General features: G+C 45.6%; 19 protein-coding genes. All 19 read left to right on the top strand.

Annotated features, from left to right (window positions below):
* The first annotated feature begins 3 nt into the window (after positions 1–3).
* The 19 genes from rsmH to CZ502_RS10305 all read left to right on the top strand — a co-directional run bounded on the left by rsmH (position 4) and on the right by CZ502_RS10305 (position 19110).
* On the top strand, positions 4–960 hold the full coding sequence (gene rsmH, locus CZ502_RS10395) for a 16S rRNA (cytosine(1402)-N(4))-methyltransferase RsmH (RefSeq protein ID WP_076462296.1): 957 nt from the start codon (positions 4–6) through the stop codon (positions 958–960).
* 4 nt (positions 961–964) lie between these two features.
* Positions 965–1336, top strand: a complete 372-nt coding sequence (gene ftsL2 / locus CZ502_RS10390) for a cell division protein FtsL (RefSeq protein ID WP_076462294.1) — start codon at positions 965–967, stop codon at positions 1334–1336.
* Positions 1336–3495: a penicillin-binding protein gene (locus tag CZ502_RS10385; protein WP_076462292.1), complete on the top strand. Its 2160-nt coding sequence runs from the start codon at positions 1336–1338 to the stop codon at positions 3493–3495. Before ftsL2 ends, CZ502_RS10385 begins: the two co-directional genes overlap by 1 nt.
* 15 nt (positions 3496–3510) lie before the next feature.
* The gene (mraY, locus tag CZ502_RS10380; RefSeq protein WP_076462290.1) at positions 3511–4482 is read left to right on the top strand and encodes a phospho-N-acetylmuramoyl-pentapeptide-transferase; all 972 of its coding nucleotides are present in this window, start codon (positions 3511–3513) and stop codon (positions 4480–4482) included.
* A gap of 12 nt (positions 4483–4494) precedes the next feature.
* Positions 4495–5868 carry a UDP-N-acetylmuramoyl-L-alanine--D-glutamate ligase gene (gene murD / locus CZ502_RS10375; RefSeq protein WP_076462288.1) on the top strand — a complete coding sequence of 458 codons (1374 nt, stop codon included), beginning with the start codon at positions 4495–4497 and terminating at the stop codon, positions 5866–5868.
* A gap of 2 nt (positions 5869–5870) precedes the next feature.
* Positions 5871–6971, top strand: a complete 1101-nt coding sequence (murG, locus tag CZ502_RS10370; protein ID WP_076462286.1) for an undecaprenyldiphospho-muramoylpentapeptide beta-N-acetylglucosaminyltransferase — start codon at positions 5871–5873, stop codon at positions 6969–6971.
* A gap of 37 nt (positions 6972–7008) precedes the next feature.
* Complete coding sequence (locus tag CZ502_RS10365; protein WP_076462284.1) at positions 7009–7857, top strand: cell division protein FtsQ/DivIB; 849 nt, start codon at positions 7009–7011, stop codon at positions 7855–7857.
* 126 nt (positions 7858–7983) lie between these two features.
* Positions 7984–9360, top strand: a complete 1377-nt coding sequence (gene ftsA / locus CZ502_RS10360) for a cell division protein FtsA (RefSeq protein ID WP_076462282.1) — start codon at positions 7984–7986, stop codon at positions 9358–9360.
* Positions 9361–9380: 20 nt separating this feature from the next.
* Positions 9381–10637, top strand: a complete 1257-nt coding sequence (ftsZ, locus tag CZ502_RS10355; protein WP_076462280.1) for a cell division protein FtsZ — start codon at positions 9381–9383, stop codon at positions 10635–10637.
* A 69-nt stretch (positions 10638–10706) separates the two neighbouring features.
* Positions 10707–11132: a cell division protein SepF gene (locus CZ502_RS10350; RefSeq protein WP_076462278.1), complete on the top strand. Its 426-nt coding sequence runs from the start codon at positions 10707–10709 to the stop codon at positions 11130–11132.
* Between the two features lie 18 nt (positions 11133–11150).
* Positions 11151–11411: a YggT family protein gene (locus CZ502_RS10345; protein ID WP_076462276.1), complete on the top strand. Its 261-nt coding sequence runs from the start codon at positions 11151–11153 to the stop codon at positions 11409–11411.
* Between the two features lie 21 nt (positions 11412–11432).
* Positions 11433–12218: a YlmH family RNA-binding protein gene (locus tag CZ502_RS10340; RefSeq protein ID WP_076462274.1), complete on the top strand. Its 786-nt coding sequence runs from the start codon at positions 11433–11435 to the stop codon at positions 12216–12218.
* Between the two features lie 20 nt (positions 12219–12238).
* On the top strand, positions 12239–12970 hold the full coding sequence (locus CZ502_RS10335) for a DivIVA domain-containing protein (RefSeq protein ID WP_076462272.1): 732 nt from the start codon (positions 12239–12241) through the stop codon (positions 12968–12970).
* Positions 12971–13262: 292 nt separating this feature from the next.
* Complete coding sequence (gene ileS, locus CZ502_RS10330) at positions 13263–16058, top strand: isoleucine--tRNA ligase (RefSeq protein ID WP_076462270.1); 2796 nt, start codon at positions 13263–13265, stop codon at positions 16056–16058.
* Between the two features lie 105 nt (positions 16059–16163).
* Positions 16164–16367, top strand: a complete 204-nt coding sequence (locus tag CZ502_RS10325) for a cold-shock protein (RefSeq protein ID WP_076462268.1) — start codon at positions 16164–16166, stop codon at positions 16365–16367.
* A 14-nt stretch (positions 16368–16381) separates the two neighbouring features.
* A complete protein-coding gene (locus tag CZ502_RS10320) occupies positions 16382–16933 on the top strand; it encodes an NUDIX hydrolase (RefSeq protein WP_076462266.1) in 552 nt (183 codons plus the stop codon).
* Entirely contained in the window at positions 16926–17213 is a 288-nt protein-coding gene (locus tag CZ502_RS10315) for a hypothetical protein (protein WP_076462264.1), read from the top strand. Before CZ502_RS10320 ends, CZ502_RS10315 begins: the two co-directional genes overlap by 8 nt.
* A 13-nt stretch (positions 17214–17226) precedes the next feature.
* A complete protein-coding gene (locus CZ502_RS10310; protein ID WP_076462262.1) occupies positions 17227–17922 on the top strand; it encodes a 5'-methylthioadenosine/adenosylhomocysteine nucleosidase in 696 nt (231 codons plus the stop codon).
* A 24-nt stretch (positions 17923–17946) separates the two neighbouring features.
* Positions 17947–19110, top strand: coding sequence for a cysteine desulfurase family protein (locus CZ502_RS10305; protein ID WP_076462260.1), 1164 nt, complete (start codon positions 17947–17949; stop codon positions 19108–19110).
* Positions 19111–19112 lie beyond the last annotated feature (2 nt).

Here is a 19112-nt window from a genome sequence, read left to right as displayed (position 1 = left end):
TTGATGGCAGAATTTAAACATGTAACGGTACTTTTAAAGGAGGCCGTAGCAGGATTAAATGTGCAATCAACTGGCACTTATGTTGATGCAACCTTAGGCGGTGGTGGCCACACGCAAGCGATTTTACAGCAGCTCGCGGGTGGTCATCTATATTCTTTCGACCAGGATCAAACGGCAATTCGCTATAATCAGCAGCACTTAAAAACAGCAATTGATGCTGGCAAGGTGACCCTTGTTGAGGATAACTTCCGTAACTTGACAACGGAACTAGCAAACTACGGGGTCAGCGGTATCGATGGTGTTTTATATGATTTGGGGGTTTCTTCACCACAGTTTGATGATGCAAAACGGGGGTTTAGCTACCAGCACGATGCACCATTGGACATGCGGATGAATCAGGAGCAGTCACTTTCTGCAATGGCGGTAGTAAATGAATGGCCGTACGAACGGTTGGTAAAAATTCTTTACCGTTACGGGGAAGAACACTTTGCAAAGCAAATTGCCCGCAAGATTGAGCAGCGCCGGAAGGTCCAACCAATTCGGACAACATTTGAATTAGTGGACGTGATCAAAGATGCAATTCCAGCGGCAGCTCGGCGACATGGTGGTCACCCAGCGAAGAAGAGTTTTCAAGCAATCCGGATTGCGGTCAATGATGAGCTCGGTGCACTAGAAGAGTCACTTGAGCAAGCGTTGGCATTGTTAAATGTTGGGGGCCGGATTAGCGTAATTACCTTCCAGTCATTAGAAGACCGGTTGGTAAAGACAATGTTTCGCGAAAAGACGTCCCTAAGCGATGACGTCCCGCAAGGATTACCAGTGATTCCAACAGAAATGGAACCCGCTTTTAAGCTCATCAATAAGAAACCAATCGTAGCAAGTAACGAGGAACTAGCGAAAAATCACCGGGCGCATAGTGCAAAGCTCAGAATAATTGAGAAAATAAAAGAAGGAAAGTGACAATATGGCTTCAAATGCGGCAAGGCAGTTAAGCAGGGAGCAACAGCCTCAGCAAGCGACAGAAATAAAGAAACAACGGCAGGTAAGAATTGCTCCGCGACCTGTCGGCTGGTCAAAGTTTGAACGACTACTCGTGGTAGTGGGGAGTTTGATCACGCTAGGATTGATGATTACTTTGCTGTCGACGAAGGTGGCAATTAATAACCAGCAACGACACCTCCAGGATGTTCAGACCCAGATTAGTAAAGCTAAAAATAGTAATATAAGTTCACAGCAAGAAATTGCTGAATTGACGAGTCAATCGCATTTGAAGTCAGCAGCGCAAAAATATGGATTAACAGATAAAAATTCAAATGTAAGGAACGTTAATAAATAATGAATAAGAAGCCACAACGAACGAAAAATAGGGAACATGAGAAAAACCGAGGGACCTTTGGAAAATGGCTCTTTCTGATTACGGTTGGGTTGTTCACCTTATTTATCGTTCGTTTTGCGTATATTGCGATAAATAAGGATGTACAACACGTTAATCTTCGTTCGCAAGCGGAACAAATTTATACCCAATTGCGGACAATTCAGGCCCGTCGTGGAAATATCTATGACGCGGATGGGGATGCACTGGCAACCGATACTAGTAAGTACACGGTTTACGCGGTCCTTGATAAGAGTCAAAAGACCCCTAGTGGGAAGCCATTATACGTGAAGGACCGGAAAAAGACTGCCCGCGTGCTTGCTAAGTACCTTGACCTTCCCGCAGAAAAGATCGAAAAGACCCTAACACCAAAGGGGCAGGCATACCAGGTTGAGTTTGGTAGTGCCGGTAGTAACCTCTCTGTTTCGACCATGCAAAAGATTAAAAAAGAACACCTCCCAGGAATTGACTTCATTGCCACCCCGGCGCGCCAGTACCCAGAAGGGGAATTTGCTTCACAAATCATTGGGATGGCAACGCCCAAGACAAGAAACAATAATGGAACGGATGAGACCTACCTCGCAGGTCAATTAGGCCTGGAAGGGTACTTTGACAAGCAATTGACGGGGACCAACGGATTGCGAAAAGCCAAGCAGGACGTTTACGGTTACCAGATTGCTAATTCTAAAGAGGTAACGAAAAAGGCCGTTAACGGGGATAATATTTACACAACCCTTGATTCCCAGACCCAGCACTTCCTTGAGACAAAGGTCAACAAAGTATTTAAAAGCGCAAATGCTAACTCAATGACGGCGGTCGTAATGGAAGTCAAGACGGGGAAAATCATTGCGGCGACCCAACGGCCTACCCTTCGCTCGGAGAAAAATCCAGTTTGGCGAAACATGTTAGTTCAGGATGCTTATGAACCAGGGTCTGTTATGAAGATCCTTACCCTAGCAGCAGCAATTGATACCGGTCATTTTGACCCGAATGCAACCTTTAACTCTGGGACCTGGGCAATGGGTGGTGGAAAGATCGTCGATTGGTCAAGCTCTGGGTGGGGACCACTTTCTTACAAGGAAGCCTTTGATATGTCCAGTAACGTCGGCTTTGCCCATGTGGAACAAAACATGGGGGCCGATACATGGATGAAGTACATCAAACGCTTTGGCCTTCTCAAAAAGGTAAATGTTGTTGGAATGGGCAATGAAGTGAGTGGTTATACCACCTTTAAGGGGATCTTGACCCAGGCAAACACCGCCTTTGGTCAAGGGATTACCGTTAATGTCATGCAAATGATGCAGGCATTTAGTGCAATTGGTAATGACGGCAAGATGATGAAACCTTACATTATCGACCGCATTGTGGATGGTAATACAGGGAAAACTGTTCAAAAGACGAAGCCCCAGGTTGTTGGTCACCCGATCAAGGCATCAACGGCCAAAAAGGTTCGTGGTTATATGGAAGGGGTCGTCTATGACCAAAAAGGCTTGGGCCATGACTACCAGATCAAGGGTTACCGGGTGGCCGGAAAGACTGCCACGGCCCAGATAGGTGGGGCCCACGGTTATTCAACTGGGGATACGAACTATCTTTATTCCTTTGCCGGAATGGCTCCCGCAAAGGACCCGAAATATATCATCTATATCACCTTACGGCAACCCCAAAACCTTACTAAGCCGGCAACTAAACAAATTGCGAGTGTCTTCAATCCGACAATGAAGATGTTACTAAGCCAGCAACAGGTTGCTGAAAAGGCAAAGAAAAAGATCGTAAGGATGCCGGATGTTGTTGGCCAAAATACTGAGCAAGCAAAGAGTCAATTAGAGAAAAAGAGAATGCAGGTCGTAGTGATCGGTTCAGGAAAGACAGTTAAGCAGCAATCGGCTGATGCTGATCAGCAAGTATTAACTGACCAACGAATTATCCTTGATACCGGTGGTAGCTACAAGATGCCAGACTTAAATGGATGGAGTGCAGCTGATGTCCAGCAATTAGGCAAGCTCCTTGACTTAACTGTAAAGGAAAGTGGCAATGGCTACGTTACAAGGCAGAGCATTGCACCTGATGCAACGATCAAAAAGGGTGCCAGCCTAACTGTCCAATATGAAGCAAAGAATTAACCAGTGGAGGTAAATATGAATTTCTTGAGTGCAGTTTTGACGATTATAAGTTCGTTTTTAATCACGTTCTTATTGATGCCGTCGTTAATTAAATATTTTCGCGCAAAAAAAGAAGGGCAACAGATTAGAGAAGAAGGGCCAACCTGGCATGCAAAAAAAGCTGGGACGCCGACAATGGGGGGATTGCTATTTATCATCTCTGCCGTTGTGACCGTCTTATGGGTTGCCGGATGGCAGGGCTTAATCTCCAATACACTATGGTCACTCTTGTTTGTCCTTGTTGTCTATGGCTTGATTGGGATGTGGGATGATAGCATTAAGATCTTCCACCACCAAAACGAAGGCTTTAAACCGTGGCAAAAGGCTCTTTGCCAGGTGATTGCCGCAATGGTCTTTACGGTAATTTACCAGCATGAGGGCTTCCAAATGGGCTTTGGGACTAGCCAGTTTGGCTGGTTATACGGCCTATTCATAATTTTTTGGATGGTTGGTTTTTCCAACGCTGTTAACTTGACGGATGGTTTAGATGGGTTGGTAAGTGGGTTATCAATCATTTCCTTCCTCGCTTACCTAGTGATCGCCCTGGTCAACCTTAACCAACCAGGCTACCCAGAGATTGCTCTCTTTTGCTTAGCAATGATTGGAACCTTAGCTGGTTTCTTCCCCTATAACCATAAACCAGCAAAAATCTTCATGGGGGACATGGGATCGCTAGCAATCGGTGCGTCCCTTGCGGCAGTTTCCCTCTTGTTGCACCATGAATGGTCGCTCTTAGTCATTGGGATTATTTATGTCTGTGAAACGGCCAGTGTGATCTTACAGGTTGCTTCATTTAAGACTACTGGAAAGCGAATTTTTAAGATGACCCCAATCCACCACCACTTTGAGATGTGTGGATGGAGTGAATGGAAGATTGACATTGTCTTTTGGTTGGTCGGCCTAGTTGCATCCATTATTGCTGTGGCCACAATCTTATTAGTTGGTTAGGAGTAAGTTAAAATGAAAGAGATTGAAAAGTACCAAGGGAAAAAAGTGTTAGTGATGGGCTTTGGAATCAGTGGCCTTAATGCTGCCCACCTCCTCGTTAAGCTGGGGGCCAATGTCACTGCCAATGACCAGGCAACACCGAAGGATGAATCAATTGTCGAGGACTTAACCGCTGATGGTATTAAGGTCATCACTGGTTCTAATCCGTTGTCACTAGCAGATGACGGTTTTGATATTGTTGTTAAAAATCCGGGGATCCCGTACGATAACCCGCTGGTTGCCAAATTTGTTACGCAAGGGACGCCAATTATTACTGAAGCCGAATTAGGGTGGGAAATCTTTGACGGTCACCTGGTCAGTGTAACTGGTAGTAATGGTAAAACAACGACGACGACTTTAACCCAGCTGATGATTGCCGAAAACGCTAAGCACCAAGTAAAATATGCAGGCAACATCGGGGTGTCCTTTAGTAAGGTAGCCGAAGAACTTGGCCCTGACGATACATTGGTGACGGAACTTTCTAGTTTTCAACTCCTTGGGGCACCGACAATCCGGCCACATATTGCGATTATTACCAACATCTTTTCTAACCACCTTGACTACCACAAGACCCGCGAAAATTACATCAATGCGAAGTTAAACATTACGCGGAACCAGACACCAGACGACTTCCTAGTTATCAACTGGGACCGGGCAAAGTGGCAAGAAATTGCCCACCGTTCGCAAGCGACGATTGTGCCATTTTCCCGGTTAAATAAGAGCCATGAAGGAAGCTACGTTGAAGATGGGGTTATTTACTGGCGTGGCGAAGCAATTATGAAGGCGGAAGACATCCGTTTAATTGGGCCCCAAAATGTTGAGAATGCCCTGGCAGCAATTGCCGCTGCCAAGTTAAGTGGTGTTAATAACGATGCCATTATTAAAGTTTTGACTACCTTTGGTGGGGTTCGCCACCGTCTGCAGTACGTAATGGAGTACCAGGACCGCCTATTTTATAACGATTCAAAATCAACTGATATTGAGGCGACAGAGGTGGCCCTTCAAGGCTTTACCCGGCCGGTGATCCTTTTAGCCGGCGGGCTTGACCGGGGCTACACTTTTGAACGCCTGGTTCCATACTTTAAGAAGCATGTTAAAGCGATTATTGTCTTCGGTCAGTGTAAAGATAAAATGAAGGACGCGGCCCAGCAGGCAGGGGTGCCAACAATCGTTGAGAGTGAAAATGCGATTACGGCAGTGCCAGAAGCATGGAAATTAAGTGCGCCTGGTGATGTGATTTTACTCTCGCCAGCCAATGCTAGCTGGGATCAATTCCCGAGTTTTGAGGTCCGTGGTGATAAGTTTATTGCGGCAGTTGAAGAATTAACTGGACGAAAGGAGAAGTAACAATGCGCTTATTAGTATCAGGTGGGGGGACTGGTGGTCATATCTACCCAGCCCTGGCCTTAATCGAACGACTGCAACAAGTTGAACCAGATACTGAAGTTTTATATGTCGGCACCACCCGGGGGCTGGAAAATAAAATTGTTCCCGATGCCGGAATAAAGCTTGAGACAATGCATATGCAGGGCTTCAAACGGTCCCTTTCTCTTGAAAACTTCAAGACAATTTACCTCTTTTTAAATTCTGTTCACCATGCCAAAAAAATTATTAACGACTTTAAGCCAGATGTTGTTTTAGGGACTGGTGGCTATGTCAGTGGTGCTGTTCTCTACGCGGCAGCGAAAAAGCATATTCCAACGGTTATTCATGAACAAAATAGTGTTGTTGGGGTGACGAATAAATTCCTGAGCCGCTACGTTGACCAGATTGCGATTGCCTTTGATGATGCCAGAAGCCAGTTTCCAAGCGAAAAGGTCACAATGACTGGTAACCCGCGGGCCCAACAAGTTGCAGCACAGGAGAATAGTGACTTCTCCTGGACGAGTTATGGACTAAGTGATGACTTGCCGACCTTGATGGTCTTCGGTGGTAGTCAAGGTGCCCCGAAGATTAACCAGACAGTCGTGGAAGCAATTCCAGAGTTCAACAAACGGGACTACCAAGTTGTTTTTGCGACTGGGCAGAAGCGTTATGATAATGTAAAAAAATTGCTAGCCGGGGTCAAAGTTGGTGATAACGTCAAGGTTGTTCCGTACATCAAGGACATGCCTGCCAAGATGCCGAAAGTTGCTGCATTAGTATCACGTGCAGGGGCAACCACGATTGCGGAGGTGACGGCTTTGGGGGTACCGACAATCATGATCCCAAGTCCGTACGTGACTGCAAATCACCAGGTTAAAAATGCCCAGGCGCTTGTCCATAATAATGCGGGATTGATGATCACTGAAGATAAGCTAGACGCCCGTTCTCTGCTTGTCCAAGCAGATAAAATCATGGAAGATACAGACTTGCGCCAGCAAATGGCAGCAGCGGCAAAGAAGATGGGGCGTCCAGATGCAGCCGATCGCTTGATTAAGGTCTTACATAAGGCAATCGACGAACATTAATTTTATTTGTTAAAGGATTAGAGAGGAGGGGAATAGCATCGCCAAAAAAGAGCAGGCGCCAGAACACAAAAAATATTCACAACGGTTAGCGGAATTAGAAAAACGGAGTGCCGCCGCGCGTCAACGACAGTTGAAAAAGAAACCGCCGAAAGCTTACATTGGTAATCAGATTCGCGGGATAAAGGTCAAGCGTTATCTCTTTAACGGTGAGCGCGTAATAAAGCTAGTCCTTTTGTTTACGGTTATTCTCCTGCTAATGCTTTATATCATTTCGCCGTGGAGTAAAATTGACCAGCTGACGGTAACCGGTAATAACGATTTAACCGTGAAGCAGGTGGAAAAAGAAACGAAGATCTATCCTGGACGATTTATCTGGGGTGTTTACCTTGAACGGCAGAAGATAACGAGGGAGGCAAAGCTTAATAATCCACAAATTAAAGACCTCCAGATTACGCTTGAAGGACCACAAGCAATGAAAATTGTGGTGAAAGAAAATGCGTTGCTTGGCACAGCGGTGTTAAATAATGACACTTATGCAGTTTTAGCCAATGGGCACTTACAACGTTCCCGGGTTGCGACCAACGGCACCGCATATAAGCGCTTTGACGGTCATAAGACGGCACTGGAAAAGACAGCCAGCCAAATTGGGAAACTCAAGCCGGCTGTCCGAAACGGAATCTCAAGTGTTAATTATCAGCCAACGAAGGAATATCCCGATCGTTTGATTATTTATATGCGGGATGGTAATACTGTTTATGCCGATATTAATACCGTTGGTGATAAGATGGCTTATTATCCGGGAATTGCTGCCAGCATGAAAGAAAAAGGAGTTATTGACCTCCAAGTTGGCGCGTATTCTTATCGCTATGGTTCACATGACAAATGATTTTGCGAAAACCTTGATAATTCCCTTTTTTGTCATTGTTTATCTGTGGTAAAATCTTATGTAGGTTAAATAAAATACAAAAAAATTAATTCAGTTAATAAAAGTCTTAGGAGGGTTCCTTTTAGAATGAATAATTCAGAAGTATACGTTGGATTAGATATTGGAACCACCTCGATCAAGGCACTGGTGTGTGAAAGTGTTAAGGGTCAGTTGAAAGTTATTGGTGTTGGCGTTGAACCATCAGCGGGGCTTAACCGTGGGGTAATTGTTGACATTGATAAGACCGCCCATGCAATTTCGGCGGCGGTAGCACAGGCCGAGGAAAAGTCCAACGTTGAAATCAAAAATGTGGTAGTTGGCTTACCGGCAAATTATTTACAAATGCAAAGGGTTCACGGGATGATTACGATAGCAACACGGGGACAGTCACGCGAGATTGTCAACCAGGATGTTATCGATGTTGCACGAGAAGCACTGACACAAAGTATTCCGCCTGAACGTGAAGTGATTGATTTAATTCCGACAGAATTTACTGTTGATGGTTTTTCGGGGATAAAGGATCCACGTGGGATGGTTGGTGTCCGCCTTGAGATGAAAGGGACTCTTTACACGGGACCTAAGACCATTATCCATAACACCAAGAAAGCGGTTCAGCAATCAGGCTATGACATCAATGACCTTGTCATTACCCCGATTGCGACCGATTTCAACTTGCTTAATGATGGCGAACAAGATTTTGGTACGGTAGTGATTGATCTTGGTGGTGGGCAAACTACCACTAGCATTATTCACGACCATCAATTAAAGTATACATATGTTGATCCAGAAGGTGGTCAATACATCACCAAGGATATTTCAACGGTGATGAACACATCGTTGAAAAACGCTGAGCAGCTCAAACTTAACCATGGTTATGCAATGGCATCACTAGCTGATGATGAGGTCCAAGTGGACGTGGATGTCGTTGGACAAAACGAACCGGTCCAGTACTCTGAGCAGTACTTATCAGCGGTTATCGAAGCCCGGGTACGGCAAATTTTTGACCGGATTCAAAGTAAACTCCAAGCTATCCACGCCCCAGAATTACCTGGTGGGGTGGTCTTAATTGGTGGAGTCGCCGCTTTACCAGGAATCAAAGAACTTGCTGAACAATACTTTACTGGTAATATTAAGGTGAATGTTCCAGAGCAGATGGGCATTCGCCATCCTCGTTATGCAGTCAGTTTGGCCCTGGGAATGTATGAAAACCGCTTATCAGACATCGATCGGTTGATTAAGCAGACCGTGCAACGGGTTGATCGGATCAAGAGTCCTCACGAGGAAAAAGCCCAGCAGCCAGCTAATGCTGATAATAATAGTCAGCGATGGAGTGCGCCGGTTAAACAGCGACCACAACGGCAGGAACAGCAAGAACAAGTCACTGCGACACCAAAGCCAAAGAAGCAAAAGCAAAATTCAATTGGTAACCGGTTTAAAAATCTTTTTAATAATTTATTTGATTAATTTAACGGAGGAACACTGCTATGGATAATGAAACGAACACGACTGAGACCCAATTCGCCGAAGCACGAATTAAAGTAATTGGTGTTGGTGGTGGTGGCGGTAATGCTGTTAACCGGATGATCTCTGAAAAGGTTCAGGGGGTTGACTTCATCGTTGCCAACACTGACTTACAAGCATTAAATGCATCACAAGCAGCAACAAAGATTCGCTTAGGGCCTAAGTTAACGAAGGGGCTCGGTGCTGGATCAAACCCTGAAGTAGGGGAAAAAGCCGCACAAGAAAGTGAAGAACAAATTAAAAAGGCACTTGAAGGCGCTGATATGGTATTTATTACTGCCGGAATGGGTGGTGGTACCGGTACTGGTGCTGCGCCCGTTGTTGCTAAGCTCGCTAAGGATAGTGGTGCTTTAACCGTCGGGGTAGTTACGCGCCCATTCTCATTTGAAGGTCCACGGCGGGCCCGTTATGCTTCTGAAGGATTGGAAAAGTTAAAGAGTAATGTTGATACTTTGATCATCGTTGCCAACAACCGTCTTCTTGAAATGATTGATAAGAAGACACCAATGATGGAAGCCTTCAAGGAAGCTGACAATGTTCTTCGGCAAGGTGTTCAAGGTATCTCTGACTTGATTGTTACCCCTGGTTACATCAACTTGGACTTTGCTGATATCAAGACCTTAATGTCTAACCAAGGTTCTGCGCTGATGGGGGTTGGTTCTTCAACTGGCGAAAACCGGGCAACCGAAGCAACCAAGAAGGCAATTTCCTCACCATTGCTGGAAGTTTCTATTGATGGTGCCCAACATGTCTTAATGGATATTACTGGTGGCAAGGATCTTTCAATGTTTGAAGCTCAAGAAGCTTCTGATGTTATCAAGCAAGCTGCCGGGACGAATGTTGATATTTCGTTCGGGATGTCCTTGAATGAGTCATTGGGTGACGAAGTGCGGGTAACGGTAATCGCTACTGGAATTGACAAGAAAAAGAAGATCCAACAGCAAAAGCCAGCAACTGCTGATACTGAAGCACCACGGGTAACACGTTCTGCACAACGGGAAAGTCAACCGACGGAAGAACATAAGCAACGTGATCCTTTTGATGGCTGGAATGATCCAACTGCTGATTCAACGAACACGCAACAACAAAGTGCTGACAACGAATTCTCCCACGTAACAAAGCCAGAGTTCAATGTCTTTAATGATGACGCAGCGAACACGGATGACAATGACGATACTAACTTATCGACCCCACCATTCTTTAAGAATCGTCGTAAGTAAATATGGTATTTCGAGGTGGATTGAGTTCCGCCTTTTTGTGTCTTTAATCTAAAGGAGGAGGTTATTTAGATGGCAGCAAACTTCTTAAAGAGCTTGTTCGGCGACGAAGAGATCGATGAACAAGAAAATTATTATGAGGCAACTGACCAAAACACAGCTCCCGCAACTAATTCGAGCAATAAAGTAGTTTCCTTTAGCAATAATCGGGTTGCTAACAGCCGCTTAAGTCAGATTTCTTTATACGAACCCCGGCTATATGCGGACGTAAAACAAATTGCGTCACAACTATTGGAAGGGCATGCCGTGATCGTTAATTTTACCCAAATGGATTCGAGCGTTGCTGCCCGATTAGTGGACTTTTTAAACGGGACGGTCTTTGCCATTGATGGTGAAATGAAGCGGATTGGTAAGGAAATTTTCTTATGCACACCAAAGAATTACGAAATTTCTGGCAACCTATCGAGTAATCTAAAAAGTGATGGCGACAAGTTCTAGTCGCTAAAAGGAGTAAGTATGATCGCATTTTTATTGTGGGCGTTATACCGGCTGGTGGAGGCCTACATTCTTGTGATTGTTGTATGGTGTATTATGTCGTGGTTTCCTAATGCCCGGGCTTCAAGACTAGGTGAGATTGTTGACCGTCTTGTTGAGCCATACATGCGGTGGTTTGATTTTATCCCGCCAATTGGTGGAATTAGTTTTGCCCCGATGATTGCTATTTTAGTTCTTTACTTTGTTCAGGCTGGACTAGCAGCACTTTCGGCAATCTTTTAAGATAATAGAGGATGGATTGCAATGGACGAGCAAAACATAAAACAACATTTTCGGCCTGATGAGGCCCCGCTGATTGACCAGGTAGGCGACTGGGTAGCGACAGCTGAGGGACAGTATCGACCAGTTCTTACCCCTTTTTTAAATCCGCGGGAACGTTTTATTGCGAGAACGATTGTTAATCGCAATAACAATGTTAAAATAAAAATGTATGGTGGGTGGCAAGGTGCAGAGATGCAACGAGTTCTTATTTATCCGCCTTACTATGAACCCTCTATGGATGATTTTACCCTCCAGGTTTTAGAGCTAAACTACCCGACTAAGTTTTCGGAACTTCACCATCGCCAAATTATGGGGACGTTAATTGGTGAAGGAATGGAACGGAATGCCTTTGGGGACATTCTGACAGATGGCCACCGTTGGCAGGTGATCGTCACTAGACCGATGGCGACGTACCTGCGGAAAAACGTCGACCACGTTGGTCGGATAAAGGTAAAATGGGTTCCCGTCGATGAGACGACTGTAGTCGAGCCATTAGAAGAGTGGGTTCCACTAGTAACCACAGTTTCATCACTGCGGTTAGATGTGGTCGTCTCCGCGGGCTTTAACTACTCCCGAAACCGGGCAAAACAATTAATAGAGCATGGTCAGGTTCGCTTAAACTGGGAAGAAATTGACCGACCGGACTATCAGGTTGTCGTGCATGACTTGATTTCTGTCCGGCACGCTGGTCGGTTGCGAATTGATATGACCAATGGAAAAACAAAAAAAGATAAAGAAAGAGTTACCATTTCAGTAGTAAATGCGTAATTTGAATGGAGGAATTATTCATGAGTTTGACGGTTGATCAAATTAATAACAAAGAATTCGGTACTAAGATGCGTGGGTATAACCCTGAAGAAGTGCAAGCATTTCTTCAAGAAGTTTCCCAAACAGTTCAACAACTTGTTACGGAAAACAATAGCTTACAAGAACAAGTACGGGCTAATGATAGCAAGATCAAGTACTTCGCGGACTTAAAGGATTCATTAAACAAGTCAATCTTAGTTGCCCAAGAAGCAGCTGATAAGGTTAAGAACAATGCTAAGCGGGAAGCTGACATCATGATTCGTGAAGCCCAAAAGCAAGCCACTGATATCGTGTCAGAAGCTAATGACAAGTCTAATCAAGTAATTGAAGATGCGGCTAACGAAACGCGGAAGTTAACAAGTGAGACCAATGACCTTCGTAAGCAAACCCGGATCTTCCGTCAACGCCTTCAAGTGATGCTTGAATCACAATTAGAAGTTATTAAGAGCGACGAATGGGATAAGATCTTAGAAAACGATGACTTATCCAAGTATGATGAAATTGAGAAAATTTTAGGGAGTCGTCTTGACAGTAACTCTGATAGCAGTGTAGAATCAACTGCAACAACTTCTAGTGAGGAACCAGCACCTGCTGAATCTGCTACACCAGCTCCAGAACAACCAGCAGCTAGTGCTGAAGACAGTCAAGCAGATGATAATAACGGTTCCGCTTCACCTGAGACTGTTGTTGTCTTCCCAGACAGCAATAAGTAGGGTACTAGAACCAGTATTTTAATAAATCGTTGAAGAGAAGTGGCATGGCGAATCGACACCCAAGCGAGTCAACAAGTGGTGAGAGGTTGATGGTGTTGGCGATGTCTAATCATCTCGGAGTACCTGTTCGATATGTAGAACAGGTCGGGTCATTACCGTTAACTAATGATTTGAGGAGGTCCGTTAAGCGGATCTTAAATCCGGGTGGTACCGCGAAAAAAGCTTCGTCCCAGTGAGTGGACGGGGCTTTTTTATTATTAAAATACTACAAGATATGAAAGGGGAAACCGCAATGCGAGTTAAAGATACATTAAACCTTGGCCGCACCAAATTTCCAATGCGTGGTAAGTTACCAGTAACTGAAGCACAACGGGAACAGCTGTGGGAAGAAAATAAAGTTTATGAATTACGGCAAAAGTTAAACGAAGGAAAGCCAACCTTCATCCTTCATGATGGCCCACCATATGCCAACGGGAACATTCACATCGGTCACGCAATGAACAAAATTTCAAAGGACTTCATTGTGCGTTATAAGTCAATGACTGGTTACCGGGCGCCGTACGTACCTGGCTGGGATACTCACGGGTTACCGATTGAACACCAGTTAACCAAGTCTGGCTATGACCGGAAGAAGATGAGCTTAACGGAATTCCGTGACCTTTGCCGGGACTATGCATTAAAGCAGGTAGACAAGCAACGGACTGACTTTAAGCGGTTAGGGGTTAGTGGTGAATGGGACCACCCATACTTAACCCTTGATAAGGAATTTGAAGCAGCCCAAATCCGTGTGTTTGGTGAATTTGCCAAAAAGGGCTTACTGTACCAAGCTAAGAAGCCAGTTTACTGGTCATGGTCGTCGGAATCAGCGTTGGCAGAAGCTGAGGTTGAATACCATGATGTGACAGCAAAGACGGCCTTCTTTGTTGAGCAAGTTAAAGATGGTAAGGGCGTCTTAGATACTGATACTTACCTTGTTGTTTGGACGACGACACCGTGGACAGTTCCCGCCTCCGAAGCCGTTGCCGTTAATGCTAAGTTTGATTATTCAGTGGTCAAGCCAGCCAATGATGACCGGAAGTTTGTTGTTGCGACTGACCTTCTTGCAAAATTAGCCGAAAAGCTTGGCTGGGAAGACTATGAAGTAATCAAGAATGTTGCCGGTAAAGACCTGGAAGGGATGACAACTCAGCACCCATACCTTGATCGGGAGCTATTAGTTGGTCTTGCCGACTACGTTACCGCTGATGCCGGGACGGGGCTTGTCCACACTGCTCCTGGCTATGGTGATGATGACTACAGCTTCGGGAAGAAGTATGACTTACCAATCTTTGCGCCAATCAATGACCAAGGGATTTTGAGCAAGGAAAATGGGGACGGCTTTGAAGGTGTCTTCTACCAAGATGCTGATGATATCTCCTTGGAAAAGTTGAAAGAAAACAACGCCTTACTCCTCGAAGAACCACTAAAGCACAGCTACCCATTTGATTGGCGGACCAAGAAGCCAATCATCTTCCGGGCAACTGACCAGTGGTTTGTGTCAATTGAAAAGATGCGGCAAAACATCCTTGACGCCCTTGAAGATGTTAACTACCACCCTGAATGGGGGAAGGTCCGCTTGCGTAACATGATCAAGGACCGTGGTGACTGGGTAATTTCCCGGCAACGGGTCTGGGGTGTTCCGCTGCCAATCTTCTACGCCGAAGATGGGACGCCAATTATGGAAGAAGCAACGATTAACCACGTCGCCGACTTATTTGCTAAGTATGGCTCAAATGTCTGGTTTGAACGCGATGCGAAGGACCTCCTGCCAGAAGGCTACAGCAACGAACACTCACCAAATGGTAAGTTCACCAAGGAAACGGACATCATGGATGTTTGGTTTGACTCTGGTTCTTCCCACCAAGGGGTCTTGGCAGAACGGGACTACTTAGACTACCCTGCCGACCTGTACCTTGAAGGGTCTGACCAGTACCGTGGTTGGTTCAACTCTAGTTTGATCACTAGTGTAGTTTGTTCCGGCCATGCCCCATACAAGGAAATCATCTCCCAAGGGTTCACGCTTGATAAGCGGGGCAATAAGATGAGTAAGTCCCTTGGTAACACGATTGATCCAAACAAAGTTGTCCAACAAATGGGGGCCGAAATTATCCGTCTCTGGGTAATGAGCGCTGATACCTCTGCTGATGTGCGGGTATCACAAGGAACCTTCCAACAAATTTCTGAAGCTTACCGGAAACTACGGAACACCTTCCGCTTCTTACTGGCAAACACGGCTGACTTTGATGCCGCCAAGGACACGGTTTCTTACGAGAAACTCCAATCTGTTGACCAGTACATGCTGGTTAACTTCAACCAGTTCCTAAAGAAGATGCGGACAGACTTTGACAACTATGACTTCTTGGATGCTTACAAGTTATTGATCAACTTTGTCAACAATGACCTTTCTGCCTTCTACATGAACATTGCCAAGGATGTCTTGTACATTGAAGCAGAAAACTCAGAAGTTCGCCGGTCAATGCAAACGGTCTTCTATGACATCTTACTCGGCTTGGTTAAGCTATTAACACCAATTCTGCCACACACCACGGAAGAAGTATGGGGTTACATGGACGAACCAGAAGAATTTGTCCAGCTGACAGACATTCCAGAAGCCCGGAGCTTTGATGGTGAAGACCAGCTCTTAGAAAAGTGGAATGACTTCATGGAAGTTCGTTCACACGTGCTGAAGAGTCTTGAAGAAGCCCGGAATGCGAAGATGATTGGGAAGTCATTAGAAGCCCAAGTTGACCTCTACCTTACTGCTAGTCAAAAGCAACTGCTTGATAGTCTTGATGAAAATATTCAGTTATTACTGGGCGTTTCCGCACTGCACATCCATGCGGAAAATGAAGCACCAGCCGACGCAGATAAGTACAATGATGGGGTAGCCGTTAAGGTTACACCGGCTCCAGGTGAGACTTGTGCTCGTTGTCGGATGATTAAGGAAGATGTTGGTAGCGATGACGCTTACCCGACGCTTTGTGCTCGTTGTGCAGCGATTGTTCGCAAGAACTTCCCGGAAACAGTTGCAGAAGGCTTAGAAAAATAATAAAGAGTTAATTTCGTAACGCAGTAAATGACAATTAATATGCTGCGGTGTAAAATACCAAGTGACGCATGTTGCTTGGTATTTTATTTTTGAGTAGGTGAAAGAATGCTTAAAGGCAAAGTAAAGAGTTTTGATGAGCAAAAAGGCTGGGGATTTATCACAGTTCCTAATGATGGGGAGATTTTTGTTCATTACAGTGGGATTGAAGGGACAAGGAGACGGATCCTCCGTGAAGGGCAGGAAGTTTCGCTTGTCATCGTCCAGGGGAAAAAAGGCCCCCAAGCAGCACATGTGCGGATTATCAAGTAAAGGGTGAATCTTTAATGAAATTTGAAGAACGGCCAATCAGCAGCAAGACAGTATTTCATGGCCACTTAATTGATGTGGAAGTTCAACAAGTAGTAACACCAGATGGGAATGTTACCCAACGAGAGATTGTTCGTCATGCACCAGCAATTGCTATCTTGGCACTCACTGCTGATAATAAAATGATTTTAGAAAAGCAGTGGCGGTCACCAATTGCTAAGACCACGCTGGAGATTCCGGCAGGCAAATTAGACCGTCGTGATGACGATAGTGCCATCCATGCTGCTAAGCGGGAGTTGAATGAAGAGACCCGTTATGAAGCAAGTAAGTTAACCAAGATTTCTTCGTTCTATACGTCTGTTGGCTGCCTTGATGAATACATGACCCTGTATCTGGCAACTGGCTTACAACCAGTGGCGACAGAACTGCCCCAAGACCAGGATGAAAACCTTACCTTACAAACGGTTAGCCTAAAGGAAGCACTAGCAATGATTGACCGTGGTGAGATTGAGGATGCCAAGACGATTATGGCAATCTATTATTGGCAAGGAATGAATACCCGTGGATAACCGTCATTCACCAGAACAAGACCAGCCGCGGATGTCTCGTCAGCAGTATCGCCAGCAACAAGCGGCGAGTGCTGGACAGCGAAGTGACCAGGAAGTTCCGCCAGCAGAGATTAACCAGGCTGAAAGTGACCAGTACAGTCGACAGGCGACTGCTAGTGAACGCCATGAACAGTCGGCAGCTGAAAAGACCGCCAGTTTGAAGAAGAAATTAAATATTGCAATTGTTGCCTTGATTATTGCAATTATTATTGTGTACTTAATATTATTTTACGTTGGATAAAGGAGAAATGATTATGCGCTTTGGAATTATTTGTGCGATGCCAGAAGAACTAAAGGAACTAAAAGACCAGCTAACAAGTCAAACAACTAGACTGATCGGGGGCAAGGAGTACCTAACTGGCCAAATTAGTAACCAGGATGTTGTCCTCGTTGAATCGGGAATTGGTAAGGTCGAGGCGGGGATTACCACCGAGCACCTGATCACGGACTGCCAAGCAGATGTTGTGATTAATTCTGGGTCTGCAGGCGGAATCGGCGAAGGGCTGCACGTTGGGGATGTCGTTATCTCTAGTGAGACCGCCTACCATGATGTTGATGCGACTGCCTTTGACTACCAGTATGGTCAACTTCCGGGAAAACAGCCACGGTTTAAGGCGTCTGAAAAGTGGGGGAAAGCCCTTGAAATTGCTGGGGAAAAGACCGGCTTAAATATTAAACGGGGACTGATCGTTTCTGGTGACCAGTTTATCGCCAGTTCGGCGGCGATTGCGGAAATTATGCGCCACTTCCCTGATGCGCTCTCAAGTGAAATGGAAGGGGCGGCAGTTGGCCAAGTGGCAACAGATCACCATATCCCCTACGTCGTTGTGCGGGCCATGTCAGACACTGGTGATGAAGGGGCGGGCGTAAGCTTTGACGACTTCATCATTGACGCCGGTAAGCGGTCAGCCAATATGCTATTACAACTCTTTAAGGATCTCGATAATTAAGATTAAGCGGAAGGATGAATTTTAGTGCGTGAGATTTACTTAGATAATGCGGCTACTACGCCGATGACACCAGAAGTCATTGATGAGATGACAAAGGAAATGAAGGAGTCGTGGGGGAATGCCTCGACTGGTTATTCCTATGGCCGCCATGCTAAGTTGGTAATGGAAAATAGTCGGCACGTGATTGCCCAGAGCATCAATGCTGACGATAATGAGATTATCTTTACCAGTGGCGGAACCGAAAGTGATAATATGGCAATCATTGAAACGGCGTTTAAACGCCAAGAGCTGGGGAAGCACATTATTACCACGGCAATCGAACATGAAGCCGTTCTTAAGCCCCTCCACTTTTTGGAAGAGCATGGCTTTGAGGTAACTTACCTGCCAGTCGATGAGCATGGTAATATCTCAATCGCTGACTTTAAGCAGGCCCTTCGTGACGATACGATTCTCGTCACAATTATGATGGGGAATAATGAGGTTGGCAGCCGGATGCCAATTCATGAAATTGGTGAAATCTTAAAAGACCACCAGGCATGGTTTCACACGGACGCGGTGCAGGCGTACGGCCTGTTGCCAATTGATGTGAAAGCCGACCACATTGACATGCTCTCAACGTCTGCCCATAAGCTAAATGGTCCTAAAATGATGGGCTTCTTGTACCGTCGCGATGGGATTAGCTTCCCTAGTTTTATTAAGGGGGGCGACCAGGAGACCAAGCGGCGGGCGGGAACGGAAAATGTTCCGGCCATTGCGGCATTTGCTAAGGCGGTAGCAGCCGATGGGCCAGAAGAAAAGGCAGCCCGGCAAAAGCGGTACTACCATTTCAAACAAAAGATTGTGCAAGCCCTGACGGATGCCGGCATTGACTTTGCAGTTAATGGGGAAGTTGCGCCAGATAATTTAAACCACGTGTTGAACCTGTGGTTTAAGGGGATCTCGACCTATGTTATGCAAACCGACCTTGACCTGGCAGGGATTGCTGTTTCGGGGGGATCGGCATGTACGGCCGGGAGCATTGAGCCTTCCCACGTCTTAACGGCAATGTTTGGTAAAGACAGCCCCCGCGTCAGTGAGTCTATCCGGATTAGCTTTGGGGTGATGAATACCGATGAAGAAATTGCGCAGTTGATTGCAACAATTATCAAGACGGTTGAAAAACTAAAGCAGCTGAAGAAAGGGGAATAGTG

The sequence above is a fragment of the Limosilactobacillus caccae genome (genome assembly GCF_900156885.1).
Classification (GTDB): Bacteria; Bacillota; Bacilli; order Lactobacillales; family Lactobacillaceae; genus Limosilactobacillus; species Limosilactobacillus caccae.
The sequence above is the reverse complement of the archived record's forward strand: the minus strand, read 5'-3'. Positions and strand labels throughout refer to the sequence as shown.